The 24,237-nt window shown below is 66.2% G+C and carries 24 protein-coding genes; 12 read left to right on the forward strand and 12 right to left on the reverse strand.

The window, feature by feature from the left end; translation table 11 throughout:
* Positions 1 to 68: 68 nt before the first annotated feature.
* The 4 genes from K2Y42_RS00375 to K2Y42_RS00390 form a co-directional block, all read right to left on the reverse strand.
* Complete coding sequence (locus K2Y42_RS00375) at positions 69 to 641, reverse strand: TIGR02281 family clan AA aspartic protease (protein WP_291147246.1); 573 nt, start codon at positions 639 to 641, stop codon at positions 69 to 71.
* 93 nt (positions 642 to 734) lie between these two features.
* Positions 735 to 1,442 (reverse strand): TIGR02281 family clan AA aspartic protease, encoded by a 708-nt coding sequence (locus K2Y42_RS00380; protein ID WP_291147248.1) that lies wholly within the window; start codon positions 1,440 to 1,442, stop codon positions 735 to 737.
* 20 nt (positions 1,443 to 1,462) lie between these two features.
* Complete coding sequence (locus K2Y42_RS00385) at positions 1,463 to 1,636, reverse strand: DUF1289 domain-containing protein (RefSeq protein ID WP_291147250.1); 174 nt, start codon at positions 1,634 to 1,636, stop codon at positions 1,463 to 1,465.
* A 164-nt stretch (positions 1,637 to 1,800) separates the two neighbouring features.
* Positions 1,801 to 3,435, reverse strand: coding sequence for an ATP-binding protein (locus K2Y42_RS00390; protein WP_291147252.1), 1,635 nt, complete (start codon positions 3,433 to 3,435; stop codon positions 1,801 to 1,803).
* A gap of 244 nt (positions 3,436 to 3,679) precedes the next feature.
* Here K2Y42_RS00390 and K2Y42_RS00395 point away from each other — a divergent pair, with 244 nt between their 5' ends.
* Positions 3,680 to 4,423 (forward strand): MBL fold metallo-hydrolase, encoded by a 744-nt coding sequence (locus K2Y42_RS00395; protein ID WP_291147255.1) that lies wholly within the window; start codon positions 3,680 to 3,682, stop codon positions 4,421 to 4,423.
* Between the two features lie 142 nt (positions 4,424 to 4,565).
* On the forward strand, positions 4,566 to 5,057 hold the full coding sequence (locus tag K2Y42_RS00400; RefSeq protein ID WP_291147258.1) for an Lrp/AsnC family transcriptional regulator: 492 nt from the start codon (positions 4,566 to 4,568) through the stop codon (positions 5,055 to 5,057).
* Positions 5,058 to 5,074: 17 nt separating this feature from the next.
* Here the strand turns inward: K2Y42_RS00400 and K2Y42_RS00405 are convergent, their stop codons facing one another.
* A complete protein-coding gene (locus K2Y42_RS00405; protein ID WP_291147261.1) occupies positions 5,075 to 5,470 on the reverse strand; it encodes an MAPEG family protein in 396 nt (131 codons plus the stop codon).
* 95 nt (positions 5,471 to 5,565) lie between these two features.
* Positions 5,566 to 6,444, reverse strand: coding sequence for an NAD(P)-dependent oxidoreductase (locus K2Y42_RS00410; RefSeq protein ID WP_291147264.1), 879 nt, complete (start codon positions 6,442 to 6,444; stop codon positions 5,566 to 5,568).
* A 158-nt stretch (positions 6,445 to 6,602) separates the two neighbouring features.
* On the opposite strand from K2Y42_RS00410, the gene K2Y42_RS00415 reads away from it, so the two are divergent.
* Complete coding sequence (locus K2Y42_RS00415; protein ID WP_291147267.1) at positions 6,603 to 7,859, forward strand: threonine ammonia-lyase; 1,257 nt, start codon at positions 6,603 to 6,605, stop codon at positions 7,857 to 7,859.
* Between the two features lie 253 nt (positions 7,860 to 8,112).
* On the opposite strand, the gene K2Y42_RS00420 is transcribed toward K2Y42_RS00415, so the two are convergent.
* Genes K2Y42_RS00420 through K2Y42_RS00435 form a run of 4 tightly spaced genes read right to left on the reverse strand, consistent with a single transcriptional unit; the run spans position 8,113 to position 15,242 of the window.
* Positions 8,113 to 10,233: a hypothetical protein gene (locus K2Y42_RS00420; protein ID WP_291147270.1), complete on the reverse strand. Its 2,121-nt coding sequence runs from the start codon at positions 10,231 to 10,233 to the stop codon at positions 8,113 to 8,115.
* A gap of 46 nt (positions 10,234 to 10,279) precedes the next feature.
* Complete coding sequence (locus K2Y42_RS00425) at positions 10,280 to 13,231, reverse strand: DUF4159 domain-containing protein (RefSeq protein WP_291147273.1); 2,952 nt, start codon at positions 13,229 to 13,231, stop codon at positions 10,280 to 10,282.
* Entirely contained in the window at positions 13,228 to 14,235 is a 1,008-nt protein-coding gene (locus K2Y42_RS00430) for a DUF58 domain-containing protein (RefSeq protein WP_291147276.1), read from the reverse strand. Before K2Y42_RS00430 ends, K2Y42_RS00425 begins: the two co-directional genes overlap by 4 nt.
* A 5-nt stretch (positions 14,236 to 14,240) precedes the next feature.
* Positions 14,241 to 15,242 (reverse strand): MoxR family ATPase, encoded by a 1,002-nt coding sequence (locus K2Y42_RS00435; protein WP_291147279.1) that lies wholly within the window; start codon positions 15,240 to 15,242, stop codon positions 14,241 to 14,243.
* Between the two features lie 266 nt (positions 15,243 to 15,508).
* On the opposite strand from K2Y42_RS00435, the gene K2Y42_RS00440 reads away from it, so the two are divergent.
* Positions 15,509 to 16,048 (forward strand): DUF1285 domain-containing protein, encoded by a 540-nt coding sequence (locus K2Y42_RS00440; RefSeq protein ID WP_291150110.1) that lies wholly within the window; start codon positions 15,509 to 15,511, stop codon positions 16,046 to 16,048.
* Positions 16,049 to 16,085: 37 nt separating this feature from the next.
* A complete protein-coding gene (locus K2Y42_RS00445; protein WP_291147282.1) occupies positions 16,086 to 16,688 on the forward strand; it encodes a hypothetical protein in 603 nt (200 codons plus the stop codon).
* Positions 16,689 to 16,714: 26 nt separating this feature from the next.
* Here the strand turns inward: K2Y42_RS00445 and K2Y42_RS00450 are convergent, their stop codons facing one another.
* Positions 16,715 to 17,464 carry a hypothetical protein gene (locus K2Y42_RS00450; RefSeq protein WP_291147285.1) on the reverse strand — a complete coding sequence of 250 codons (750 nt, stop codon included), beginning with the start codon at positions 17,462 to 17,464 and terminating at the stop codon, positions 16,715 to 16,717.
* A 332-nt stretch (positions 17,465 to 17,796) separates the two neighbouring features.
* Between K2Y42_RS00450 and K2Y42_RS00455 the strand changes: the two genes are divergently transcribed.
* From K2Y42_RS00455 to K2Y42_RS00480, 6 genes are all read left to right on the forward strand, one after another.
* The gene (locus K2Y42_RS00455; RefSeq protein ID WP_291147288.1) at positions 17,797 to 17,940 is read left to right on the forward strand and encodes an aa3-type cytochrome c oxidase subunit IV; all 144 of its coding nucleotides are present in this window, start codon (positions 17,797 to 17,799) and stop codon (positions 17,938 to 17,940) included.
* A 166-nt stretch (positions 17,941 to 18,106) separates the two neighbouring features.
* The gene (locus K2Y42_RS00460; RefSeq protein ID WP_291147291.1) at positions 18,107 to 19,243 is read left to right on the forward strand and encodes a Re/Si-specific NAD(P)(+) transhydrogenase subunit alpha; all 1,137 of its coding nucleotides are present in this window, start codon (positions 18,107 to 18,109) and stop codon (positions 19,241 to 19,243) included.
* Positions 19,244 to 19,299: 56 nt separating this feature from the next.
* On the forward strand, positions 19,300 to 19,671 hold the full coding sequence (locus K2Y42_RS00465) for a proton-translocating transhydrogenase family protein (protein ID WP_291150113.1): 372 nt from the start codon (positions 19,300 to 19,302) through the stop codon (positions 19,669 to 19,671).
* Between the two features lie 39 nt (positions 19,672 to 19,710).
* Positions 19,711 to 21,114: an NAD(P)(+) transhydrogenase (Re/Si-specific) subunit beta gene (locus K2Y42_RS00470; protein ID WP_291147293.1), complete on the forward strand. Its 1,404-nt coding sequence runs from the start codon at positions 19,711 to 19,713 to the stop codon at positions 21,112 to 21,114.
* A gap of 197 nt (positions 21,115 to 21,311) precedes the next feature.
* Positions 21,312 to 21,956 (forward strand): TetR/AcrR family transcriptional regulator, encoded by a 645-nt coding sequence (locus K2Y42_RS00475; RefSeq protein ID WP_291147296.1) that lies wholly within the window; start codon positions 21,312 to 21,314, stop codon positions 21,954 to 21,956.
* 98 nt (positions 21,957 to 22,054) lie between these two features.
* Positions 22,055 to 22,582 (forward strand): hypothetical protein, encoded by a 528-nt coding sequence (locus K2Y42_RS00480; protein WP_291147299.1) that lies wholly within the window; start codon positions 22,055 to 22,057, stop codon positions 22,580 to 22,582.
* A gap of 83 nt (positions 22,583 to 22,665) precedes the next feature.
* Here the strand turns inward: K2Y42_RS00480 and K2Y42_RS00485 are convergent, their stop codons facing one another.
* A complete protein-coding gene (locus K2Y42_RS00485) occupies positions 22,666 to 23,259 on the reverse strand; it encodes a LysM peptidoglycan-binding domain-containing protein (protein ID WP_291147302.1) in 594 nt (197 codons plus the stop codon).
* A 149-nt stretch (positions 23,260 to 23,408) separates the two neighbouring features.
* Between K2Y42_RS00485 and K2Y42_RS00490 the strand changes: the two genes are divergently transcribed.
* On the forward strand, positions 23,409 to 24,230 hold the full coding sequence (locus K2Y42_RS00490) for an alpha/beta hydrolase (RefSeq protein ID WP_291150116.1): 822 nt from the start codon (positions 23,409 to 23,411) through the stop codon (positions 24,228 to 24,230).
* The last annotated feature ends 7 nt before the right edge of the window (positions 24,231 to 24,237 follow it).

A 24,237-nucleotide genomic window follows, 5' to 3' on the forward strand; every position in this document is an offset into this window, starting at 1 on the left:
TGTCTTGCGGACCCGCGGTTAACGCGACAGGTCAGAAAATGTTCACGAGGGTGGCAGGTGGTGCCGCGTCACTCGATCAGGGTCAGGCGGCCCTGATTGATGTCGACGCGCTCCAGCTTGGAGAGGAAGCTCATTCCGAGCAGGGTCTTTTCGAGCTTTCCGCGCTCGCAGACGGCGGCGCGGACATTGCGGACCTGGACGTGGCCGATGCTGACGCGGTCCAGCGTGACGGGGGCGACCGCGGCCGTGCCGTTGGCGGTGCTGACGCGGCCCGTAAAATCCGAGGGCCTGAGGCTCAGGCCGGCGCGCTCGGCGTCTTCGTAGGTCAATGCAACCATCGAGGCGCCGGTGTCGACCATCACGTCGAGGAGGCGGCCGTTGACCTCGGCGCGGGCGTAGTAATGGCCGTCCTGCTGGGCGCGCAGCTCTTCGCGTCCGCTATGGGAAACCGGGGTGGTTTCGGCCGATGCTTTGGCTGTTTCGGGGCCGGCGGCGGAGGGCAGGTCGGCGATGCCGAGAAACTGGTTCAGGCCGCTGCGGAAGCTGTCGTAGTGGACGATGCCGACGATCAGGATGGCGGCGGCGGCGCCCCAGCTTGCAAGCTCGCCGAACAACGACCGCGTGCCGGACGATAGGGCCATGAACGCAACGCTCCACGTCTGGGCTCGCCCGCAGGCGGCGCCGTAAGACCAGTTCCGGGGCTCAGGCTGGCAGCGGGCGGCGCACGAAAGGCGTCAGCCGCGCAACGTCAGGAAGTCGCCGGAAAACTCATAGGAGCGCAAACGCTTTAAGAAACTCATACCGAGCAGATTTTCGCTGAGCGCGCCGGGCTTGGCCACCAGGGCCTCGACGTCCCGGACCTCCAGGGGGCCGACAGACACGGATTTCAGGCGCACGGGCGCGGCGAAGGTGGTGCCGTTGGCGGTCGATACGGGGGTGGTGAAGGCGAGCGAGGCGGTGTCGATGCCCGCGCGCTCGGCGTCCGTGGGGGTTAGGACGACGGTCGAGGCGCCGGTGTCGACCAGCATCGACATGCTGGTGCCGTTGGCGGCGGCGCGGGCGACGAAGTGGCCGTTGTCCTGGCGGCGGAGGCGGACGGCCTGCTCGCCGGTTGGCGTCGTGTCGACGAGGATCGAGTGTCCCGGCGGCAGGACTTCACCCGCGACACGGTTGGCGACCGTCTTCAGGTCCTCACGGTAGGTGTAAGCGACGACGAGGGCGCCGGCGACGCCGATCCAGATCAGGGCGTGACGGATGGCGTCCCGCGCCCGTCCCTGGTAGTCGCCGCTCAGGGCTACGAAATACAACACGCCCAGGGCCAGGACGCCTGCGATGTAGCCGGCGTTCTCGCTCGCGACGGCGGAAAGCTCGCCTGGATTGCCACTGAGGGTCCAGAAGAGCACGACGAGTCCGACGAGGATGGCGAGGAGAATGGCGAGCATTGCGACCTTGTTGTGCGGGGCTACCGTGTCGTGCGGGTTGGGGGGCCGCGGGTTTTCAGGTCCTGCATGATCGCGCGCCGCTCGCTGTCGCTGTACGACGACCAGCGGGCGATCTCATGGCGCGAGCGGCGGCACCCTTCGCACAGGCCATCCGTGGGGCTCAAAATGCAGACGGCGATGCAAGGCGTTTCCATTGGATCTCGGGCGTCGTGGAGTTTTGAGGTCGAGAGCAGACGGCAATCTAGGGGGTCCGGTGGGCTCCCTCAAGGCGCCGGGCCGCGGCAAAACAGGCCCGGGTTGGGGCTAGTAGGGCGCATCGGGGCAAGCAGAACACGCATTACGTCGCGCGGGGGCCGCTCTACGCCACGCGCGGGGGCCGCGACGGCGGCGGCGGAGCAACCGTCCCACCCTGGGAGGCAGCCATCCGCAGACGCGGCTGGCGGTTCGGCGGTGGGGTTGCCTGACGATGGCGTTCGGCGCCGAGCGGCTGCAGCGGGGAGACGCTGGCCAGCACGCGCTTCGGAGGCAGCGTGACGCGCACTTCGGTGCCTTTGCGCAGCTCGGAGGCAAGGTCGAACGTACCGTCGTGCAGCTCGATCAGGCTCTTGACGATCGGCAGGCCGAGGCCGGTGCCGCCTTCGGCCGACTCGTGGGCCAGCGAGCCCTGTCCGAACGCCTGCATCACGCGCGGGATCTCGTCCTCTGGGATGCCGGGGCCGGTGTCGCGGACGGCGAGATACTGCCCGCCCTCGGGCGTCGGGGCGACGGTGAGCACGATGCTGCCGCCCTTGGGCGTGAACTTGATCGCGTTCGACAGCAGGTTGAGGCAGATCTGGCGCATGGCGCGCACATCGATCCAGACCTGCGGGAGATCGTTGGCGATGGCGACGCTGACGTTGAGGCCCTTGGCGTTGGAGCGCAGCATCAGGAGGCGCTGGCAATCCTGCGCGATGTCGCCGAGATGCGCGCGCTCCTCGACGAGGTCGTAGCGGCCGGCCTCGATGCGCGAGAGATCGAGGATCTCGTTGATGAGCTGAAGCAGGTGGCGGCCGCTGTCGTAGACGTCTTTCGCGTACTCGCGATAGACGGGCGTCGTGTGCGGGCCGAACATCTCGTCCTTCATCACTTCCGAGAAGCCGAGGATGGCGTTCAGGGGCGTGCGTAGCTCGTGGCTCATCGTGGCGAGGAAGCGCGATTTTGCCTTGCTGCCGGCCTCGGCGCGGCGGCGCGCCTCTTCGCTGACGAGGCGTTCTTCGTCCAGCTCGGCGATCAGGATGTCCTTCTGGGCGCGGAAGGCCAGCATCTGCAGCGTGGTCTGCTGGAGGCCCTTGGCGAGAAACACGAAGTAGATGTGAACGCCGACCGCCATCGTCGCGAGCGCGTAGTAGAACGGCTCGTGCAACATGATCAGGCGCGCGGAGACGGCGATCGTCATCGGGATGGTGCCGACGTAGAGCAGGCTCATCATCGGCGACGTGAACGTCATGCGCACTGCGAGCAGCACGATGAGGGAGGCAAAAATGAAGACGTGCGACGAGAACACGGCCGTCTGAAAGGTCGGCTCGGTCTCACCGATGCCGACGAGGGCGAAGCCCGCCCAGACGATGCCGCAGAACAATTCGGCGAGAATGAACATGCGCCGCCAGCGGCGGAGGTCTCCGTCGGGGCGCGCGTTGGCGACGTAGCGGCGGCAGAGTTCGAGCAGCGCGACCTTCGAGCCGATGACGAGGATCAGCCAGAGGCAGCCTTGCGCCCAGGGCGCCCAGAACATCGAGGCGAGCGAGAAAATTGCAGCCAAGGCCCAGATGGTGACGGCGGCGCTCAGCTCGTTGCGGGCGAAGAGCCCCATGAGCTCGTATTCGAACTCCGGCTTGATCTCGGTTCCACGCGTCAGGCGATCGCGCGCGGCTTTCACGTCCTCATCGGCGCGCTTGCGGGCGGCGTGACGGCTTCGGAGTTCCGTAAGTATCTGCGAACGGGTTTCTTTATCCATGCTCCGCCGTGTGGGCCGCAACCGCCGCTTTGCCTTGCCGGCGCGACAGTGGAAACCCCTGTTGCGAGCCGACCGGGAGTGTTAGGCGTGGGTTTGCCCGCCGCTAATGTCCCCAGAATTCGCTAATGTTGTGTTTACCGCGATGCCCGGCTGCGGGGCCGTCTGTTCCCTCGGGAACAGGTGCCGAAGCAGTGTAGGCTGCATGGTGCACGATTATTTGGCCGTGGCGCGTCCGGGAGCGGGCATGAAGCTTTCAATTATCGGATCGAGCGACGCGTTCGGTTCTGGCGGGCGCCTCCAGACGTGCTTTCACGTGGCCCATGCAAACGGCGCGTTTCTGATCGACTGCGGGGCCACCGCGCTCATCGGGCTTGAGCGGCAAGGCATTGATCCGAATTCTATTTCTACGATTTTCGTCAGTCATCTGCACGGGGATCATTTCGCCGGCCTGATCTGGTGGATGATTCACGCGGTGCACGTGGCCAAGCGCGAGGCTCCCCTCACGGTTGTGGGGCCTGCCGGCATTCAGGAGCGCTACGTCACGGCGACCGAAGCGCTTTTCCCGGGGACGTCAGCCTGCAACCGGCCGTTCCACCTCGTGTTCCGTACCTACGAGGATTTCGTGCCGCTGTCGGAGGGGGGCGTGACGGTCAAGCCGTTCGTGGTCAGCCACCCGTCGGGGGCGACCTCCTACGGGCTGCGGTTCGATGTCGACGGCAAGACGCTGGCGTTTTCGGGCGATACCGAATGGGTGGAGGGGCTCGTGCCGCTTTCCGAGGGTGCAGATCTCTTCATCTGCGAGTGCTTTGCCTACGAGCGCGAGGCGCGCTTCCACCTCAATTGGCGCACGATCGAGGCCAACCTGCCCCGTATTTCGGCGAAGCGGGTCATGCTGACCCATCTCGGCCCGGAAGCGCTCGCCAATCAGGCGTCCATGACGCACGAGCGTGTCTCCATCGCGCATGACGGTCTTACAGCCGACATCTGAAGGCCCGTGGACCGCCGCGGACGGGTGTTTCCTCGCCTAAAGATGAAAATTTGCCCCGCACAAATTGCTTGACCGCGGCGTGCGAAAAAATGATCTTGGTTCGGCGAAAAAAATAGAAAAATCATCCTCCGGCCGGTCGCGCATGCTCGACGAAATGGACGTCAAAATTCTCGCCATCCTGCAGCAGGATTGCACGCGCCCCGTCGCGGAAATCGGCAAGGAAGTGGGATTGTCGACGACGCCGTGCTGGCGGCGCATCCAGAAGCTCGAAGAGCTTGGCGTCATTCAACGGCGCGTGGCCGTTCTCGACCCGATGAAAGTGAACGCCGGGGTCACCGTTTTTATTTCGATCAAGACCGACAAGCACAGCCTGGCCTGGCTCGAGCGCTTCCACGGCGCGGTGGCGGAGTTTCCGGAGGTCGTCGAGTTCTACCGCATGTCGGGCGACGTGGACTATCTGTTGCGCGTCGCCGTGCCGGACATCGCCGCCTACGACGTGTTCTACAAGAAGCTGATCTCGCAGGTGGAGATCGCCAAGGTGTCGTCCGCTTTCGCGATGGAAGAGATCAAGCACACGACGGCGCTGCCGTTGACGTTTGCGCGCCCGCAGTCGGACAAGCGCAAGAGCGGCTAGCGCTTCCGCGCCGCCGCTCACACGATCAGGTCGAGGCTGGCGAGTGCGAGGCAGAGCGTGGCCAGCAGCGCGATGGCGATGAGCGTCAGCCACATGCCGAGCACGCGAAGCCGGAAGTTGTGCGGGCTCTGCGACAATCCATAGGCGTGGATGTAGCGCCCGGCCACCAGCCCCAAGCCGAGGACGTGGAGCACGAGGGCCGGCGCCTTGAGGCTTTCGGCTGCGGCCAGCAGCACGAGCGCCAGCGGCACGTATTCGGCGAAATTGGCGTGAACGCGGGCGCGGCGCATCAGCTCGCGGCTCTCTCCGTGGCCGATTTCGACGCGCGCCTCGCGGCGCTGGGAAATGACGCGCGCCGTCAGCAGCAGGAAGAGGAACGCCAGCAGCGACGCATAGAGGGCCGTGATCGGCATGGCTGCAACCTATAGCTTGATTGTGGGGCGCGCCCGCATGGGGTCAACAGTGGTGGCGCTGTTTTGAGAAGAATTCGTGACGACGGTGCGCGGGCTCACCGCTTGTTCGACGGCAGCCGCGCGATCAGGCTCGACGTGTCCCAGCGTCCGCCGCCGCCTTCCTGCACTTCGCCGTAGTAGCCATCGACGAGGGCGGCGACATCAAGTTTCGAGCCGTTGCGCTGGGCTTCCTCGAGACAGATGCCGAGGTCCTTGCGCATCCAGTCGACGGCGAAGCCGAAATCGAAGCGCCGGTCGTGCATGGTCTGCCAGCGGTTTTCCATCTGCCAGGACTGGGCGGCGCCCTTCGAAATGGTGTCGATGGCGGCGGCGACATCGAGGCCCGCGTTCTCGGCGAAGGCGATGGCTTCCGAGAGGCCCTGCAGGAGGCCTGCGATGGCGATCTGGTTCACCATCTTGGTGAGCTGGCCGGAGCCTGCCGGCCCCATGAGGCGCACGGCGCGCGCAAATGAGCGGATGGCGGGTTCGGCCGTCGCGTAGGCGTCCGCATCGCCGCCGCACATGACGGTGAGCTTGCCGCTTTGGGCTCCCGCCTGGCCGCCGGAGACGGGGGCGTCGATGAAGGCAAGCCCGCGAGACTGGGCCTCAGCGTAAAGCTCGCGCGCAACGCCCGCCGAGGCGGTCGTGTGGTCGATGAGGATTGCGCCTTGCTTCATGGCGGCGAAGGCGCCATCGGGCCCGGTCGTGACCTGGCGCAGGTCGTCGTCGTTGCCGACGCAGGTGAAGACGAGGTCGGCGTCGCGGGCTGCCTCGGCAGGCGTGGCGCGGTGCGTTCCCTTGCCGTGCGCGGCGACCCAGGCTTCCGCCTTCGCCGCGTTGCGGTTGTAGACCGTCAGCGTATGGCCAGCCGCTTGCAGATGCCCCGCCATGGGGTATCCCATGACGCCCAAGCCGATCCATGCCACGTTGGCCATGCGTCTGCCCCCCCTATTTTTTCGGTTGCGATCCGGTGTATCGAGGCAGCGCCTCTTTTCGTCGTGCTTCTGGCCGACCGCTATGACCGGTCCCAGGTTTCCGGAAGCACGCGCTCCCGCAGTCAATGCCCCGTGGACAACATCAAGGCAAGAACCCAATGGCCGCTGCCGCCGACGACGCCCTTCCGACCGTGACCCCGGACGATATCGCGCGGGCCGCGCGCCTCATCGAGGGGCAGGTGGTCAAGACGCCCTGCGACCGGAGTTTCTCGCTCAGCCATGAGCTGGGGGCGGAGATCTGGCTCAAGTTCGAGAACCTGCAGTTTACCGCCTCCTACAAGGAGCGCGGCGCGCTGGTGCGCCTGTCGGCGCTGAGCGAGGACGAGCGCCGCCGCGGCGTGATCGCGATGTCGGCCGGCAACCACGCACAGGGTGTTTCCTATCACGCGGGGCGGCTCGGCATTCCGGCGACCATCGTGATGCCCAAGGGGACACCGGCCGTCAAAGCCGAGAACACGAAGCGCTGGGGTGCGCGTGTGATCCTGGAAGGCGCGACGCTCGAAGATTCGGCGCGCTTTGCACACGCGTACGGCGCGGAGCATGGACTGGTGTTCGTGCATCCTTACGACGACGCGCTGGTCGTGTCGGGGCAGGGGACCGTCGGGCTCGAGATGCTCGAAGCCGTGCCGGACCTCGACGTCATCATCGTGCCGGTGGGCGGTGGCGGCCTGATCGCGGGCATCGCGGTCGCGGCCAAGGCGATCAAGCCGAGCATCGAGATCATCGGCGTCGAGGCGGCGCTTTATCCGTCGATGTACAACGTGATCAAGGGCACGCAACTTCCGGCGCGCGGCGACACGCTGGCGGAGGGCATTGCGGTCGTGCACCCGGGCGCCATTCCGGCGCGGCTCGTGCGGCAGTATGTCGACGACATCGTGCTCGTCAGCGAAACGGATCTCGAACGGGCGACGTTCGCGCTGCTCATCATCGAGAAGACAGTGGTGGAAGGCGCAGGCGCGGCGGGGCTCGCGGCGCTGATGGCCGACCGCAAGCGCTGGCATGGCCGCAAGGTTGGGCTGGTGCTGACCGGCGGCAACATCGATCCGCGGCTGCTCGCGAGCGTGCTGACGCGTGAACTCGCGCGCGAGGGGCGGCTCTCGCGTCTCACGATCGATATCCCCGACCGGCCCGGCGAGCTGTCACGCGTGTCGGGCGTGCTGGGCGAAGCGGGCGCGAACATCGTCGAGGTCTATCACCAGCGCGTGTTCACGGATCTGCCGGCGCGCGGCACAGAGCTCAACCTCGTTATCGAGACGCGGGATCGTTCGCATCTCGAAGCGGTGCTGGCGCAGCTCGAGGCCGTTGGCTATCGCGTGATCGTGAAGAGCACCGGTGCCCCGCCTGCGCTCGGGTGATTGAATTTCGCGCGCGTGGATGAGTGGATCCTAGGCACAAGGCCTAGGATGACAGGTGGTGGTTGCGTACCGGACCAACGCGATGGTCGAGGCGACGGACGTCCAGTACGTCAGCGGCCTTCGCTGGCATGACGGAGTTTCTCCGGCAAACTAATCGCGCAAACTCAACCCGCGCGAACGCACCGTCACCCCGACGCAGGTCGGGGCCTACGCAAGGTTCAGCGGGTGTGACGGTTGAGGTGTAAGCACCCCGTTACCGGCCTTCGCGCCACCAGGCCATGGCGAGAAGCGCGAGCAGCACGGCGAGGGCGAAGCCGCCGGTGAACATCGGCGTCAGCTTGACGCCTTTCGTCACGAAGGCTTCGCGGTCACGCAATCCCATCCAGCCCGAGCCCGCGAGCACGCGCGCGCCGGACATCACGCTCACGCGCGGCACGGTGACGGCATCGCCCGCGCTGGCGCGGTCGGTGCGGGTCCAGAACACGCCGCCTCCGGTCTGCTCGATCAGCGGTTTCAGCTTGGCGTCGGTGGCGACGACCTCGCTCATCTCGCGCGGATCCTCGACGCCCGCATGCGCGACGGCGGTCAGCGGCCCCGAGGTGGCCGTCGTTTCGACCTTGTAGAGGCCGGGGATCGTGACATCGAGCGTCGTCTTCCAGACGCCCGGGCGATCCTTTTCGAGCGTGACCTCTGAACGTTCGCCGCCCGGCGCGGACATCGTGATGGGGGCAACTTTATCTTCCAGCGTGCGCCGCTCGATGGTGAGCTTGAGGCCGCGGGCGGACGCGATCAGACGCTCCTCCTCGAGGTCCGGTTCCTTCATCAGCCAATGCGACAGGCGGCGCAGCAAGTCAGTGTGCGGGCCGCCGCCTTCGTAACCGCGCGCCCAGAGCCAGGCGTGATCGGACGTCAGCAGCGCGACGCGGCCCTTGCCCTTGCGGTCGAGCACGAGCAGGGGCTGGTCCTTGGCGCCTTCCATGATGACGCGGCCGCGATCGGGGCGGACTTCGGCCTGCCGGAACCAGTGGCCCCAGGTGGCTTCGCGAGACGGCTGGAGCGCGTTGGAGCCGGTGAGGCCCTGCGTCACCGGATGGCGGAAGCCTTCCTCGGTGATTTTGGCGCGGAACGGTTCTTCGAGAACACGGCCCGTGGGTGCGGCCGGCAGGATCGGCGACAGCGGCGTGCGGTAGAGGCTCGTCATGCCGGCGTAGTCGTCGCCGGCCGCGACGAGCACTGCGCCGCCGTGGCTTTCCACGTAGCGGGCGATGTTGTCGTAGTAGATGAGCTGCAGGATCCCGCGATGCTCGTAGCGATCGAAGATGATGAGATCGAAATCCTTGATCTTGTCCGAGAACAGCTCCTTCGTCGGGAAGGCGATCAGGGAGAGCTGGTTGATCGGCGTGCCGTCCTGCTTCTCGGGCGGACGCAGAATGGTGAAGTGGACGAGATCGACGGCGGCATCGGACTTGAGCAGGTTGCGCCAGGTGCGCTCGCCCGCGTGCGGTTCGCCCGAGACGAGCAGCACGCGCAGGTTCTCGCGCACGCCTTCGGCCACGAGCACGACGCGGTTGTTGGCGGGCGTCAGCTCTCCCGGTGCGGTTTCAAGCTCGATCTCGACGATGTTGTTGCCCGCGTGCGGGAACGGCATCTCGATCGTGACGGGCTGGTCGACGGCGGTGGTGCGGATTTCGTCGGGGCGGCCTTCGCGGCGCACCTTCAGCGTGGCGGGGCTGCCGGCGCTCATCGATTTGCCGCTCTCGCGGACGGCGATCTTGATGTCGCGCGACTGGCCGACGATGCCGTAGCGGGGCGCTTCCAGCGTTTCGATGCGCCGGTCGAATTCTTCCGGCGTGCCCGTGAGCAGGGCATGGACGGGTGCGTCGAAGCCGAGGGCGGCGGTCGATTTCGGAATGTCGTGCACCTGCCCGTCGGTGACGAAGATGACGCCCGCGATGCGGTCGGGCGGCGTGCTCGTGAGCGCCTGCGTGAGGGCCGCGAACAACTGCGTGCCCTGGCCAACGGCGGTGTCCTGCTTGGCGGCCGTGACCCACTTCACTTCGAGGTTCTTGATGCCTTCGAGGCGCTTTTCGAGATCCTTGCGGATGGCGGCTTTCTGATCGGGACGCTTGTCGAGGTTCTGGCTCGTGCTCTCGTCCAAAACGACGAGGGCGACGTTGGCGAGGCTTTCGCGCTCTTCCTCGCGCAGTGTCGGGTTCAGCAGCGCGGCGATGAGGGCGGCGAGGGCGAGGCCGCGCCAGAGCGCGCCGCGGCTCTTGCGGAACAGCAGCACGGCGACGAGCAGCAGCGCGGCAAGCCCGGCTGCCCAGATCAAGGGCATGGGCACGAGCGGCGCAATATCGATCGACCAGCTCATGGTTCACTCCGCCGCGCGTGAAGAGGCGCGGCCGTTTGCGTTTTCCTCATTGGCCGAGACGCTCGAGCAGCGCCGGGACGTGCACCTGGTCGGCTTTGTAGTTGCCGGTGAGCGCGTGCATAACGATGTTGACGCCGGTGCGCAGCGCCATCTCGCGCTGGCTTTCACCGCCCGGCACGACCGGGTAGAGCGGGCGTCCGTTCGGGTCGAGCGCCCAAGCGGAGGCGAAGTCGTTCGACGTGATCATGATGGACGTGACGCCGTCTGCGCGCCGGGCCTTGCGGCCATCGCCTTCCGCGTTGCCGCCCGCGCCCGCTTCCACCCAGAGCTGGCCGCCTTCCCAGCGGCCGGGGAACGAGCGCAGCAGGTAGAACGACTTCGTCAGCACGTGATCTTCGGGCACGGGTTCGAGGCGCGGCACGTCGAGCGAGCCCAGCACGCGCTTCAGCGCCATGCCGTTCTTGCCTTCGAACGTCGATCCCGTCGTCAGGCCGGTGCCGTAGTCGCGGGTGTCGAAGATGATCATGCCGCCCTGTTTCATGTAGGCGTCGATCTTGGCGAGCGTCGGCTGCGGCAGCGGGCGGGCGCTGTCGAGGATGGGCCAATAGAGAACGGGAAAGAACGCGATCTCGTCCTTGATGATGTCGACGGGCAGCGGCTCGCCGGGCTCGACGGCGGTGCGCACGGCGAGAATGCGCGACAGGCCCGAAAGGCCCGCCTTGCTTGTCGAGTCCGCGCCGGGATCGCCCGTCAGCACGTATCCGAGCGTCACGTTCTCGGTTGCGCGCTGGGCGACGGCGGCGCTCGGAGGCGATCCTGGCGTGTCGGTTGCAAAGGGCGCGACGGGAGCGGCATCGGGGGCTGCTGCGTCGGGCGGTGCTGGCGCGTCCTGGGCGCGCGCGGGATCGCCGAGCAGAGCCGAGGTAGCGAGTGCGATTGCGAGCAGGGCCGCGGCCGTGGGTGCGCGAGGTTTGAGCCAGCGGAGCGCCGCGCCCAATACGCCGAGCAGCATCAGCACCGCGACGATGTCGGCGAACACGAGCGCCAGCGCGCTCGACAACAGGGCGGGCGCGAGCGGCGTGGACGGAAGGCTATCATACAACATTCGGGTGGCCCCTGCGGGACGCGGCGGAAGCGGCGAGAGCGTGGCCTTGGCCGCCAGGACGTTCAACGCGCGCGGTGCTCCCTGGGCTCCATAGTACCCGGGTGGGTGCGTAAGGCCAGCCTCGGCGGTGGCAATCTTTGCGGCAGGAATGGCTTCGGCGGTGGGCGGGGGCGAGCGCAACACGCCGTAGCCGTCGAGCGTCTGCACCGGCGCGAAGGCTTCGACGGCGCCGTTCTGGGGTTGCTCACCGGCGGCCGTGTCCGCCTCTCCGCTTTCCGATGCGCCTACGGGGGCGAGGCTGCCGAGCGACGTCACGCGGCGCAGCATCTCGACGAACAGGCCCGAGATGGGAAGGTTCGACCAGTCCGAGTTCGCGGTCACGTGGAAGAGCACGATCTGTCCGGCGCCGATGGTGGTTGCGGTGACGAGGGGCGTGCCATCGGCGAGGCGGGCCCAGACCTTGATGGCGGGCGTGAGCTGAGCGGGGTCGGCGAGGACCTGCCGGTTGACGGTGACATCCTTCGGCACGGGAATGCCGGCGAACACGCTCGCGTCGTCGAAGTCTGCGAGGGGCTGCGGGCTCGACCACGACAGCGCGCCGCCGAGTGCGCGGCCGCCCATGCGGAGCGCGACCGGGAGCAGATCGTCGCCACCGCTTTCGAGGCGGGGGCCCGCAAAGCGGACCAGCACGCCGCCGCGCTCGACCCAGGCGCGCACGCGATCCTTGATCTCGCCGGAGAGTGTGCCGATGTCGGCCAGCATCAGGACGCTCGCCTTTTCCTTCAGCACCGCATCGATGCCCTTGGCGAGGTTGTGATCCTTCGGCCGGATGATCTCCGCGTAAGGCTGCACGGCTTTCTCGAGATAGTAGAGCGGCGCCAGCAGGGGCTGCGACTGCTCCTGGCTTTCGCCTGAGATCATGCCGACGCGCTGCCACTGCGAGCGGCCGTCGAGCAGGCTCACGGCGCCTGCCGAGCGCTCGGAGGCGATTTCGAGACGCGTCACCTGATTGCGCAATTCGAGAGGCAATCCGAACGTCACTTCCGACGCACCGGAGCCTGAGGCAACCGTGAACGCGGCTTCGCCCAGGCGCTGGCCACGGGCGGAGAACGCGTCGATGCGGCCGTCGCGTGCCGGGCCGCCGGTGCGCAGCACGGTGGCGATGAGCTTGCCGTCGGCGCCGACGCCGGCGGTGAGGCCGAGCGGTTCGTGGCCGCCGGTGTCCTCGACGATGGAGAAGCCGCCGTCACCGGCCAGGGCTACGAGGCCGTCGGCGAAGGCTGCTGCGTCCGCGCGATGATCGATGCCGTCGGCGAGCCAGAGAATGTTGGGGCTCGCGATCTTGAGTGCGGCCAACTGGTCTTTGAGGGTCGCGAGCGTGCCCTTGCGGTCGGGTGCGTACGGGCGCGGCTCCATGGCGGCGAGCGTCGCGCGCGCGTCGGCAGGCGCTTCGAGCTTGATGGAGCGCGTTTTGGTGGCGGGCGCGGTTTCGGCGATGACGACGGCGCGGTTCTGGCGCTGGGCGTCGGAGAGCATTTCGTCGGCGAGCGCCATGCGCCGGTTCCAGCCCGATGCCGCCGCCCAGCCGTTGTCGACCACGAGCACGACGGGGCCGGTGCCGGTCAGCGCGCGGTCGCGGACGGGATTGAGCACGGGCTCGGCGAGCGCCAGGATGACGAGGGCGGCGGCGAGCAGGCGGATGAGCAGCAACCACCACGGCGTCTTGGCGGGCGTCTTTTCTTCGTTTTCGAGGCCGACGAGGATGCGGGTGGCGGGAAACGCCACCTGCTTCGGGCGCGGCGGCACCGTCTTCAGCAGCCAATAGATCAGCGGCAGCGTGGCGAGCGCCGTCAGCAGCCAGGGATTGAGAAATGCCAGCGCGCCGAAGCTCATGATTTCACTCCGGGGCGGCGCGCCGGTTCATCGTAGGACGGCTCTTTCGATGCGGCGGGCGTCTGCCAGCGGTAGTGGCCTTCACGCCCTTCGAGCCGCATGATCAGCGTCAGCAGCGGCTCCGTCGCCGGCCGGTCGGTGTGATGGACGAGGAACGACCAGCCGAGGCGCACGGCGAGCGCCTGCAACTCTTCGCGGTGGGCCTTGAGGCGCGCCTGGTAGCGGGCGCGCAGGCTTTCGGCGCGATCCGCGATCCAGCTCTCGCCGCCTTCGAGGCCGAGAAATTCCGTGCGGCCCTCGTAGGGCAGCGTTTCCTCGGCGGGATCGAGAATCTGCACGAGGTGCCCGTTAGCGCCGTGCGCCGCGAGCATCTCGACATGCTCGCGAATGCTCTCGATCGGATCGAGGAAGTCGCTCAGGAGAATGACGCTCGAATAGCGGCTGATGCGCTCCTTGGAGGGCTGGCCGGAGACGAGCTGGGGAATGTCGCCATGCGCGGCTATGGCTTCGGCGAGACGCATGGAGGCGCGACGGCTCGACGTCGGCTGCGTGACGCCGAGCAGGCCGACGCGCTCGCCGCCGCGCACCAGCAGCTCAGCGGACGCCAACATCAGGACCAGCGCGCGGTCGCGTTTGGTGATCGGGGAGAGATGGCTTTGGAAGTACATCGACGGCGAGAGGTCGGGCCAGAGCCAAAGCGTGTGGGCCGCCTCCCACTCGCGCTCGCGCACGTAAAGGTGGTCTGAGCTGGCCGAGCGGCGCCAATCGATGAGCTGGGCGGCGTCTTGCGCTTCATACGTGCGGAACTGCCAAAACGTCTCGCCGGGACCGGCGCGGCGGCGGCCGTGGATGCCGTGCGCAACTGTCTGGGCGATGCGGTCGGCTTCCAGCAGCAGATCGGGCAGGCGGTCGGCGACGCTGTGCGCATCGCGTTCGAGCGAAAAGATCCGCCCGTCACCTGTCGCATCGAGACGTCCCGGGCGCGACCCGCGGGGTGCTGCCATCCCCGTCACTCCGCCGCGTGGGCGAGACGCAGGATCAGGGGACCGAGCTCCTCGCCTTCGGCGCGGGCCGCGAACGACAGCGCCATGCGGTGTTTGAGGACGGGTTCGGCGAGATCGATCACATCGTCGATGGAGGGTGCGAGGCGGCCGTCGATCAGCGCCTTGGCGCGGACGGCGAGCATCAATGCCTGGCTGGCGCGCGGGCCGGGGCCCCAGGCGACGAACCGATCCGTGTCGGCGCTGGCGCCGGTGCCGGGGCGGGCCGAGCGCACGAGCCGCAGGATGGCTTCCACCACCTTGTCGGGCACGGGGATCTGGCGCACGAGGCGCTGGATGCTGAGGAGCTCGCCGGCGTTGAGAACCGCTTCGACGTGGCGCTCCTCGCTGCCGGTGGTGGCGTAGAGCATGCGCCGCTCGGCGGCGAGATCAGGATAGGTGACGTCGATTTCGAGCAGGAAGCGGTCGAGCTGGGCTTCGGGAAGCGGGTAGGTGCCTTCCTGCTCCAGCGGGTTCTGGGTCGCGAGGACGTGGAACGGCTGGGGCACGTCGTGGCGGGTGCCGGCCACCGTGACATGATGCTCCTGCATGGCCTGCAGCAGAGCCGACTGCGTCTTGGGAGAGGCGCGGTTGATTTCGTCGGCCATCAGGAGCTGCGTGAAGATCGGGCCCTTGATGAAGCGGAAGCTGCGGCGGCTTTCGCCGGGCGTCTCTTCGAGGACTTCCGAGCCGATGATGTCGGACGGCATGAGGTCGGGCGTGAACTGGATGCGCTTGGCGTCGAGGCCGAGCACGCGGCCGAGCGTGTCGACGAGCAGCGTCTTGGCGAGGCCGGGCACGCCGATCAGCAGAGCATGGCCGCCCGAGAGAATCGTGATCAGCGTTCGCTCGATGACGACGTCCTGGCCGAAGATGACGGCGGCGGCGGCCTTGTGGGCCCGCTTGACCTTTTCGGCAGCAGCTTCCAGGCGCGGAACGATGGCTTCGTCAGTCTGAATCACGGTGCTCATGAATATCTTTGTCCGGCTCGCGAGTTGCTGGGGGCGCGGGTGACGATCTCTGGCGCCGGTCGGCGCGCGCGTTCAGGACCGATTGTGACGGGCTGGCAGGGGGCGCGGTCAAGTTAAACCTCCGTAATTGCCCGTGAGCGCGCAGTATATCCGGGGACGGCAGGGCGGGCCAACGGGGTCCGCGGGGATTGTCCGCGTCGCGACCAACTGCTCTAAGGTTCGCAGCCACACCACAATTGCCGGCTTCCGGCGAAAGCGCGCGCGTGATCGACAGGCTTGCAGATTTGCTCAAGGAGGCGGGATCGCGCGGGGTCGCGCCCGTGGAAAGCTGGAACCCGCCCTACTGCGGCGACATCGGCCTCAGCATTGCGCGCGACGGCGGCTGGCACTATCGCGGCAGCCCGATCGGGCGCCAGGCTCTCGTCACGCTGTTCGCCCGCGTTTTGAGGCGTGATCCCGACGGGCGGTTCTATCTCGTCACGCCTGCCGAGAAGATCGACATCGCGGTCGAGGATGCGCCGTTCGTGGCCGTTGAGCTCGAAGTCACGGGGAGCGGGCGGGCGCAGACGTTGATCTTCCGCACCAACGTGGACGACGTGGTGGCCTGTGGGGCCGAGCATCCCCTGCGTTTCGGATCCGGAGAGGGGGACGATAGCCTAAAGCCCTATGTCCACGTGCGCGGACGGCTCGAAGCGCTCCTGTCGCGCAGCCTCGTCTACGATCTCGTCGATCTGGCGGTTGAGGATGACGATGGCCGGAGCGGCCTGTGGAGCGGGGGCGTGTTTTTTGTCATGTCCATGGCGTGAAGGAGTAGATTTGGCGGGTTCCGGCGGAGAAAAATCCATGTCAGGCGATGAGGAAGAGAGGTTAGTCGAGGTTCACGCTTCGACGGTGGCACTACGTATGCCGACAAACGGCAACCCTATAGTGCTAAACTTGGTGCCCGACTACCTACTGTTGCTCATTGGGCATGTGGTAATGGACTGGCGAGAGTTGGAGTTCGATTTCGACAAGCTAATGCACGTCCTACTTGCAATGTCGGCAGAGCCCCTGCCTGATCGGTTGCCCTCAAGCCTAAAGGAAAAAAGGAAATTGTTTCAAAGCTTGGTTGGGTCGCAACTTTCTGATGCGCCCATGCTGGTGGGGCAATTGCTAAGAATTTCCGATGAGTTATGGGAGTGCGCGAAGATAAGAAACTTGATTGTTCATGGAAATGCCTACTTGGATTTTCCGAACAGCGAGTTCCGCTTTGAAAAGCTGCGGAAGGGGCAGCTATCTTCCGTAATGCTGACACGCGACCGTTTTGAAATTCTTTGTTCAAGGATGGCGGAGCTGAAGGGTGCGTTTGTTAGGCTAGGTTACGACGACATCGGCATTCACGATTGTGAAATGCCTGTCCTCAGGCGATTGCAAAAAAAGTACTTGGAAATGTACCCGTTCTTTTGATATCCGCTGCTGAAAATTGCAGCCTTCTACGGAGCTTTCGGAGCCGCATCGGCCGCGGGCTTCGCGGGGGCGGCGGCCGGCGGTTTCGGCGCGGCAGGCGCGGAGCCTGCCGCGTTGGCAGCTGCGGGCGCAGGTTTGGCGACAGCGGGAGCGGGCGTTTTCTTGGCGGCGAGCTTCTTGGCGTCGTCCGCCTTCTTGGTCGCCGGATCTTTGGCGACCGCGCCCGGGCCGTAGCGCTTGGCGCACTGCTGGTGCACGAACTTGTTGATCTGCTTGATCATCGGCCCGTGGAAGATGCCGATCGAATCCTCGAGCTTGGCGGCGGCCGACAGGGTCGATTTCACATCCGCCGGGCCGTCGACGTTTTCGAGGTTGATCCAGACCTTTTCCGCCTTGCCGTTCTTGAAGACGAGCTTGGGAGCAAGGCGGGCCGTGACGGGCTGCAGCGCGCCGTCGCGCTCGATCACGCATTTCACGTCATGGGCGGGCACGAAAACCTTGTGCTTCGGCTTGGTGAGGGCGTCGACGACGTCGGCGCGTGACAGTTTCAGATCCACCGAGCAGCGCGCGTCGCCGAATCCCCATGAGACGCCCTTGCTGTTGCCTTCCTCAAGGCTCGACTTGGCCCACGTCTTCTGGACATCGCAGGCGAGGTCTGCCCCCTTCGGCTGCTTGCCGAGGATCATGGTGCAGATCTGCTTCTCGCAGGCCTTGAGGCCGGCCATTTCCGCGTCCGACTGTTCGAGCGCTGCGGCGGGGACGGACCAAGTCGCCATCGCAAGCGCAGACAGGGCCAATGCAGCGAAGGCCCGTCCTCCGAGGCGGTGACCGGGTGCTCCATGGGGGCGAGAGAGGGCGCTCATGGCAGCGGCGCGTCGAATCATGGCGTTCCTTGGCCTTTGGTCGGGCTACTGAAAGGCTTGGCGGTGTGACATTCGAATGAGCCTAGAATTGGGCTTAGATCCGGTCCGTGCCCATCCGGGGCGCACCCGGGACTGCAGCCGGGGGCGGATTGCGCTGCTACGCAAGCGCGCGGCAGGCTTGAAGGCCCGCGATGCTTGGGGTACCAAGCATTGCAACGAAGCAACAATCTGACTTGGAGGACACTATGGGGGTCAACACGTCTGGCGGGCATCCGGCCATGGACTACGCTGAGCACAACCGCACCTACGCGAACTTCCTTGGCTGGGCGAAAGTCATCATCGTGTTTCTCGTCGTGCTGCTCTCCGGCATGGCGTTCTTCCTCGTCTAGTCTCTGCGAACTTCCAGCTAAGGAGCAGGCGCGTGGTCCGGGATCGGAATGCGCCGCCGCTTCCGGCCGGACTTCAAGCCATCCTTGCCGTTGAGACCCTTGCTGTCGAGGATGCCACTGGGCCGGTTTGCCGGCCTTAACGCGAGCCTGTCTTCGGGATGCTTCGATGGTTACCATAGCAGTGACGGCCGAAGGGCCGGATGAGCCACGCTTCGCCGTTTCGCCCGAGACGGTGAAAAAACTTGCGGCTCTCGGGGCCAAGGTTCGCGTCCAGTCCGGAGCCGGGCTGCGCTCGCGCTTCTCCGACGAGGCGTTGGCGGCAGCCGGCGCCGAAATCGCGAGCTCGGCCGCCGCCGCGCTCGCCGGGGCCGACATCCTGCTCAAGGTGCGGCGTCCCGCAGCGGACGAGCTGGGCCAGCTCAAGCAGGGCGCTCTCGCCGCCGCTATTCTCGACCCCTACGACCGGGCCGGCATCGAGCCGCTCGCCGCGACGGGCGTCAATCTCTTCTCCATGGAATTCATGCCGCGCATCAGCCGCGCGCAGTCGATGGACGTGCTGTCGAGCCAGGCGAACCTTGCCGGCTACAAGGCCGTCGTCGATGCGGCGTCGCTGTTCGGCCAGGCGCTGCCCATGATGATGACGGCGGCGGGCACGGTGCCTGCGGCCAAGGTGTTCGTCATGGGCGTCGGCGTTGCGGGCCTGCAGGCTATTGCTACGGCGCGCCGTCTCGGCGGCGTCGTCACCGCGACCGACGTGCGCCCTGCCACGAAGGAGCAGGTGCAGTCGCTCGGCGCGAAGTTCGTCGCCGTCGAGGACGAAGAGTTCAAGCAGGCGCAGACGGCGGCCGGTTACGCCAAGCCGATGTCGGCCGAGTATCAGGCCAAGCAGGCCGAGCTCGTGGCCAACCATCTCAAGACCCAGGACATCGTCATCACGACGGCGCTTATTCCGGGCCGCCCGGCGCCGCGTCTCATCACGAGCGCCATGGTTGCGAACATGAAGCCGGGAGCGGTGATCATCGATCTCGCGGCCGAGCGCGGCGGCAACTGCGAGGCGACCGTGCCCGGCCAGACGGTCGAGGTGGGCGGCGTCAAGATCGTCGGCGCGGTCAATCTGGCTGCGTCCGTGCCGGTCAACGCGTCGAGCCTCTACGCCAAGAACCTCTACGCCTTCCTGGAGCTGTTCTTCGACAAGAAGGACAAGACCTTCAACATCAACTGGGACGACGAGATCGTGAAGGGCACGCTGGTTGCCCGCGACGGTAAGATCGTCCATCCCAGCCTCGCCCCGCAATCCGCCTGAGGAGCCGAGCCATGCAGCCGCGCCGCATTTTCGCAATCCTGAGGTGGCTCCTGCCGATGGCAGCCTTGGCCGCCCTGCTGCCGACGGCGGCGATGGCTGCTGCCGAAGGCATCGGCGGTCCTGTCGATCCGGCCATCTATCGCCTGATGGTGTTCGTGATGGCGATCTTCGTCGGCTACTACGTCGTCTGGAGCGTCACGCCCGCCCTGCACACGCCGCTGATGAGCGTCACCAACGCGATCAGCTCGGTGATCGTGGTCGGTGCGCTGCTCGCCGTCGGCGTCGAGGCGATCACGGAAGGCACGTTGCTCGCGCGCATCTTCGGCTTCCTTGCGCTCGTCATGGCGTCCGTCAACATCTTCGGCGGCTTCCTCGTCACGAGCCGCATGCTCGCGATGTACAAGAAAAAAGAAAAGCCGGCGAAGTAGGCCGCGAAGTTAGCCGCGAAGTAGAGGGAATCTCCGCAAATGACCGCCAACCTCGCCGCCGCCCTCTATCTCGTTTCGGGTGTGCTGTTCATCCTCGCGCTGCGCGGGCTCTCGCATCCCGAGTCCAGCCGCAAAGGCAACCTCTACGGCATGATCGGTATGACGATCGCCGTGCTGACCACGCTCGCCGTGTCCGATCCCAAAGAGACGCTGACGTGGGCGCTGATTTTGGGCGGTCTCGGCACCGGCGCGGTCATCGGCGCGGTGATCGCCAAGAAGATCCCCATGACGCAGATGCCGGAGCTGGTGGCAGCGTTCCATTCGCTCGTCGGCCTCGCGGCCGTGTTCGTCGCCGCCGCGGCGCTCTATGCGCCGGACGCGTTCGGTATCGGACATCCGGGCCAGATCGGTGCGGCCAGCCTCGTCGAAATGGGCCTCGGCCTTGCGATCGGCGCGATCACGTTCACGGGTTCGGTCATCGCGTTTGCGAAGCTTTCGGGCCGCATGTCTGGCGCGCCCATCATCCTGCCGCTGCGCCACATCGTGAACCTCGCGCTGTTCGGCGGTCTTGCCGTTCTGATCTATAAGTTCTGCATGTCGGGCGGCGATCCGACGCTGTTCTGGGCCATCACGATCTTCGCGCTCGTGTTCGGCGTGCTCATCATCATCCCGATCGGTGGCGCTGACATGCCGGTCGTCGTGTCGATGCTGAACTCCTATTCGGGCTGGGCGGCCGCCGGCATCGGCTTCACGCTCGGCAACATTGCGCTGATCATCACGGGCGCGCTGGTCGGCTCGTCGGGTGCGATCCTGTCCTACATCATGTGCAAGGGCATGAACCGCAGCTTCATCTCGGTGATCGCGGGCGGGTTCGGCGGCGAGACGGCGGGACCGTCTGGCGGCGGTGAGCAGAAGCCGGTCAAGCTCGGCTCGGCCGAAGACGCAGCCTACGTGCTCAAGAATGCCTCCAAGGTCATCATCGTGCCCGGCTACGGCATGGCCGTCGCCCAGGCCCAGCACGCGCTGCGCGAGATGGGCGACGCGATGAAGAAGGCCGGTGTCGAGGTAAAGTATGCGATCCACCCGGTTGCGGGCCGCATGCCCGGCCACATGAACGTGCTGCTTGCCGAAGCAAACGTGCCGTACGACGAGGTGTTCGAGCTCGAGGACATCAACTCGGAGTTCGCGCAGGCGGATGCCGTGTACGTCATCGGCGCCAACGACGTCGTGAACCCCGCCGCCGAGGACGACAAGACCTCGCCGATCTACGGCATGCCCGTGCTGCAGGTGTGGAAGGCCGCGACGGTGTTCTTCAACAAGCGGTCGCTCGCTTCGGGTTACGCTGGCATCGACAACCCGGTCTTCTATCGCGACAACACGGTGATGGTGCTCGGCGATGCGAAGAAGATGACCGAGGAAATCGCCAAGGCGATGGCGCATTAAATTCGGCCATTCAGGACGCTGTTCATGGCTGCGGTCGGAATTGTTCCGGCCGCGAGCGGGCATGAACGGTATGCGGGGCGTCAGTTAGCCGTCGGAGTGACGACGCTGCAACTGCTTGAACTTTCGAGAGTTCGTGAGAGTGCGTGTTGTTGATGGGTGGCTTGCCTGGGAGCGGCCACTCGTGAAATATGCGCCCCATGCCAACGATATCTCAGACACCGGGCAAGCCCAACCGCTTGGGCGAGGCGACCCGCGCGAAGATCATCGATGCGGCCATCGCCGTGCTCGCGGAGAACGGTTTTGCCGACTTCACGATGCAGGCGGTGGCAAGCCGGGCGGATGTCGTCTACGGCAACCTCACGCACCACTACCCCTCGCGCGACAAGCTGATCGAGGCGATGCTCGAGGCCATCCTCGAACGCTATGGCGCGCGCTTCGATGCCTTTGCTGCATCGCTCGACAACACCGACGCAAGCCAGGTCCGGAAGCTCGTGACGTGGCTGATCGACGATTCCGTCGACCCGGAAACGGCACCGGTTTTTCTCGAGCTTTGGGCCATGTCCACGCACAATCCGATGGTGGCGGACGGACTGGCCGCACTCTACGACGGGGCGGTCGAGAGCTGCATGCGATCGCTGGGGGTGCTTCCCCAGTCGCCTAAGGCGCGGCGGCTCAGGGACACGCTGTACTTGCTCGGTACGGTGCTAGAAGGCAGTTCGTCGATTTTCTACAACCGGACACGAAGTGGCGAGATCTATGAGGGTTTTCGCCGCGAAGCCATCGAGATTCTCGTGACGGTGCTGGAGCAGCGGCTGGCCGAGGCCAAGGACGAAACGCCCTGACCCGGTCTTCCCGACTTATCCCCTTGCGGCGGCGATCGATGAGACTTTAGGCTGCGTTCAGGACGGGGATCGGCTCGCGCGCATCGACCAGGGCTCGCATGAAAGCATTCGCACTCCTTCTGGGTTTGGCTCTCGTTGGCGGCGCGGCGTGCCAGGCTCAGGCTGAAGGCCTCGAGGTACAGCCGTTGATCGGCGGCACTCCCATGCGGTGCCATGATTTCCGTGGCGCCGTGGTGCGGACGCTGCAAACGACGGAGCTGGGCGACGTGGGACGGGCCTCGATCGTGGCACGCGTTCCCGTCATTCAGCTCGACACCGATCGGCTCGCCAAGCTGCCGCCGAAGCTGCAGATCTTTTTCTTCATGCACGAGTGCGCGCACCACGTGCTCGGGCACGTCATCAGGCCGACGCTGCAGAGCGAGCGCGATGCCGATTGCTGGTCGGCCAACTATGGGCGATGGGCGGGGCTGTTCTCACGCAAGGACGTGGAAGGGTTCGCGCCGTTCTTTGCGGCCAGCAACGGCTCGAAGTTCGGACATCTGCCGGGCGCCGAGCGGAGCGCCTACATTCTCAACTGTTTCGACAAGCCCGAAAGCGAGCCGGTCGCTTACTCGTTGTCGCGATGACGCCTGCCAAAGGCGGTCGCATTTTCTGCAGCCGACGTGACAGGCGCGCGCGGGCACCCACGCGCGCCTTCGCTGCTTGCGGCTTAGCGATAGCGTGTCGGGATGACGAGGCGCTGGCCGATGGCGATGCGCTCGTTCGGAAGACGGTTGGCCGCCACGATATCGCCCACCGGCACGTTGTAGCGTCGCGAGAGGCCGAACAGCGTGTCGCCTTCACGGACTTCGACGAAGTTCGGCGAGCTCGGAGCGTAGGTGCTCTGGCGCGGCGCCGGGTTCATCGGCTGGCGCGGGGGCAGGCTGGTAGGCTGGCGCCAGCGTGCATCGGGATCGTACGCGTAAGGTCCGCGGTTCGTGGCGCCGACGCTGCCGGTCTGGATGGATTGCGAATTGCCGTAGCGATGGCCGCTGTCGTAGGCGGCGTACTCGCGCGGAGTGGGGGAGCCGGGATCGGCGTACTGGCGTGCGGAGGCATACGAGCGATCGCGCTCGCGGGGCGGAAGCGCATAGGGCGTGCCGGCGCCGCGATTGCCGCCATAGCCGGGCTGGTCGCGTACGGGCGCGAGGCTTGCGGTTGAAACAGAATTTTCGGGGCTTCCGGCGCTGCAGCCGGCGAGAGCGAGGCTCATAATCGACAGGGTCAGCGCGGGAGCGCGGACCGAGCCTGAACGGAAACGCATGACTAAATACTCCGCAAACGCATATGACTCTAAAAGCGCAGCTTTAGGTTAATGGCGCCTTAAGACTCCGGTTCGGCGGTGCGTTTGAGCGTACGTTCCGTGTGCGGTTGCGCGCTCGTGAGATTGGAGGGAGTGGTCGCTTGAAGCTGGTGTTGAAACTACTGGTGGGAGTGGCGGTGGCGATGGGTCTGCTGGCGTTGGCCGTGAACGCGCTGCAAAAGCGGCTCATGTATTTTCCGGACACGACGCACTTCACGCCTGAGCAGGCGGGCATCAGCGGCGTGACGGAGCGCGTGATCGAAACGGCCGATGGTGCGCGCGTGCTCGCGTGGCAGGCGCCGGCTGCGCCGGGGCAGCCGACGATCCTCTACTTCCACGGCAACGCGGGCTCGCTCGAGACGCGCGTCGAGCGCATCAGGAAGTACATGGCGCGCGGGCTTGGCGTGTTCATGATGACGTATCGCGGCTTCGGCGGAAGCACGGGGTCGCCATCGGAAGCGGCGAACGTGGCTGACGCCAAGCAAGCCTATGATGTGCTCGTGGCGTCGGGCGTGCCGGCCGAGGACATCATCGTCTACGGCGAGTCGCTCGGGTCCAGCGTCGCCGTGCAGGTCGCGGCCGCGCGCAGCGTGGCAGGTCTCGTGCTCGATGCGCCTTACACATCGATGGTCGATCTGGCGGCGCTGCACTATCCGCATATCCCCGGGCGCTGGTTCATGACGGATCGCTACGAGACGCGCCGCCACATCGCGGGCGTGACGGCGCCGCTCTTGATCCTGCACGGGGAGAACGACGGAATTGTTCCCGTCGCAATGGGGCGCGAGGTGTTCGCGCTTGCGCACGCGCCGAAGGTGCTCAAGACGTTTCCGGGCGCGGGCCACGACAACCATTACAAGTACGGGTCTTACGAAGCGCTCTATGCGTGGATCGCGCAGCTCCGCGCGGAGAAGCTGACGGCGAAGGAGCCCTAGCGCCTGC

The organism is Hyphomicrobium sp. (assembly GCF_019744875.1).
Taxonomy (GTDB): Bacteria; Pseudomonadota; Alphaproteobacteria; order Rhizobiales; family Hyphomicrobiaceae; genus Hyphomicrobium_C.

Coding starts and splice junctions, on each gene's coding strand:
- K2Y42_RS00425 (WP_291147273.1), bottom strand. CDS start 13,231: ATGAGCTTCGGCGCGCTGGCATTTCTCAATCCCTGGCTGCTGACGGCG.
- K2Y42_RS00465 (WP_291150113.1), top strand. CDS start 19,300: ATGGCAGCCTTGGCCGCCCTGCTGCCGACGGCGGCGATGGCTGCTGCC.
- K2Y42_RS00390 (WP_291147252.1), bottom strand. CDS start 3,435: ATGGATAAAGAAACCCGTTCGCAGATACTTACGGAACTCCGAAGCCGT.
- K2Y42_RS00435 (WP_291147279.1), bottom strand. CDS start 15,242: ATGAGCACCGTGATTCAGACTGACGAAGCCATCGTTCCGCGCCTGGAA.
- K2Y42_RS00395 (WP_291147255.1), top strand. CDS start 3,680: ATGAAGCTTTCAATTATCGGATCGAGCGACGCGTTCGGTTCTGGCGGG.
- K2Y42_RS00410 (WP_291147264.1), bottom strand. CDS start 6,444: ATGGCCAACGTGGCATGGATCGGCTTGGGCGTCATGGGATACCCCATG.
- K2Y42_RS00475 (WP_291147296.1), top strand. CDS start 21,312: ATGCCAACGATATCTCAGACACCGGGCAAGCCCAACCGCTTGGGCGAG.
- K2Y42_RS00375 (WP_291147246.1), bottom strand. CDS start 641: ATGGCCCTATCGTCCGGCACGCGGTCGTTGTTCGGCGAGCTTGCAAGC.
- K2Y42_RS00400 (WP_291147258.1), top strand. CDS start 4,566: ATGCTCGACGAAATGGACGTCAAAATTCTCGCCATCCTGCAGCAGGAT.
- K2Y42_RS00385 (WP_291147250.1), bottom strand. CDS start 1,636: ATGGAAACGCCTTGCATCGCCGTCTGCATTTTGAGCCCCACGGATGGC.
- K2Y42_RS00480 (WP_291147299.1), top strand. CDS start 22,055: ATGAAAGCATTCGCACTCCTTCTGGGTTTGGCTCTCGTTGGCGGCGCG.
- K2Y42_RS00415 (WP_291147267.1), top strand. CDS start 6,603: ATGGCCGCTGCCGCCGACGACGCCCTTCCGACCGTGACCCCGGACGAT.
- K2Y42_RS00470 (WP_291147293.1), top strand. CDS start 19,711: ATGACCGCCAACCTCGCCGCCGCCCTCTATCTCGTTTCGGGTGTGCTG.
- K2Y42_RS00405 (WP_291147261.1), bottom strand. CDS start 5,470: ATGCCGATCACGGCCCTCTATGCGTCGCTGCTGGCGTTCCTCTTCCTG.
- K2Y42_RS00420 (WP_291147270.1), bottom strand. CDS start 10,233: ATGAGCTGGTCGATCGATATTGCGCCGCTCGTGCCCATGCCCTTGATC.
- K2Y42_RS00450 (WP_291147285.1), bottom strand. CDS start 17,464: ATGGCGACTTGGTCCGTCCCCGCCGCAGCGCTCGAACAGTCGGACGCG.
- K2Y42_RS00430 (WP_291147276.1), bottom strand. CDS start 14,235: ATGGCAGCACCCCGCGGGTCGCGCCCGGGACGTCTCGATGCGACAGGT.
- K2Y42_RS00455 (WP_291147288.1), top strand. CDS start 17,797: ATGGGGGTCAACACGTCTGGCGGGCATCCGGCCATGGACTACGCTGAG.
- K2Y42_RS00460 (WP_291147291.1), top strand. CDS start 18,107: ATGGTTACCATAGCAGTGACGGCCGAAGGGCCGGATGAGCCACGCTTC.
- K2Y42_RS00445 (WP_291147282.1), top strand. CDS start 16,086: ATGTCAGGCGATGAGGAAGAGAGGTTAGTCGAGGTTCACGCTTCGACG.
- K2Y42_RS00380 (WP_291147248.1), bottom strand. CDS start 1,442: ATGCTCGCCATTCTCCTCGCCATCCTCGTCGGACTCGTCGTGCTCTTC.
- K2Y42_RS00485 (WP_291147302.1), bottom strand. CDS start 23,259: ATGCGTTTCCGTTCAGGCTCGGTCCGCGCTCCCGCGCTGACCCTGTCG.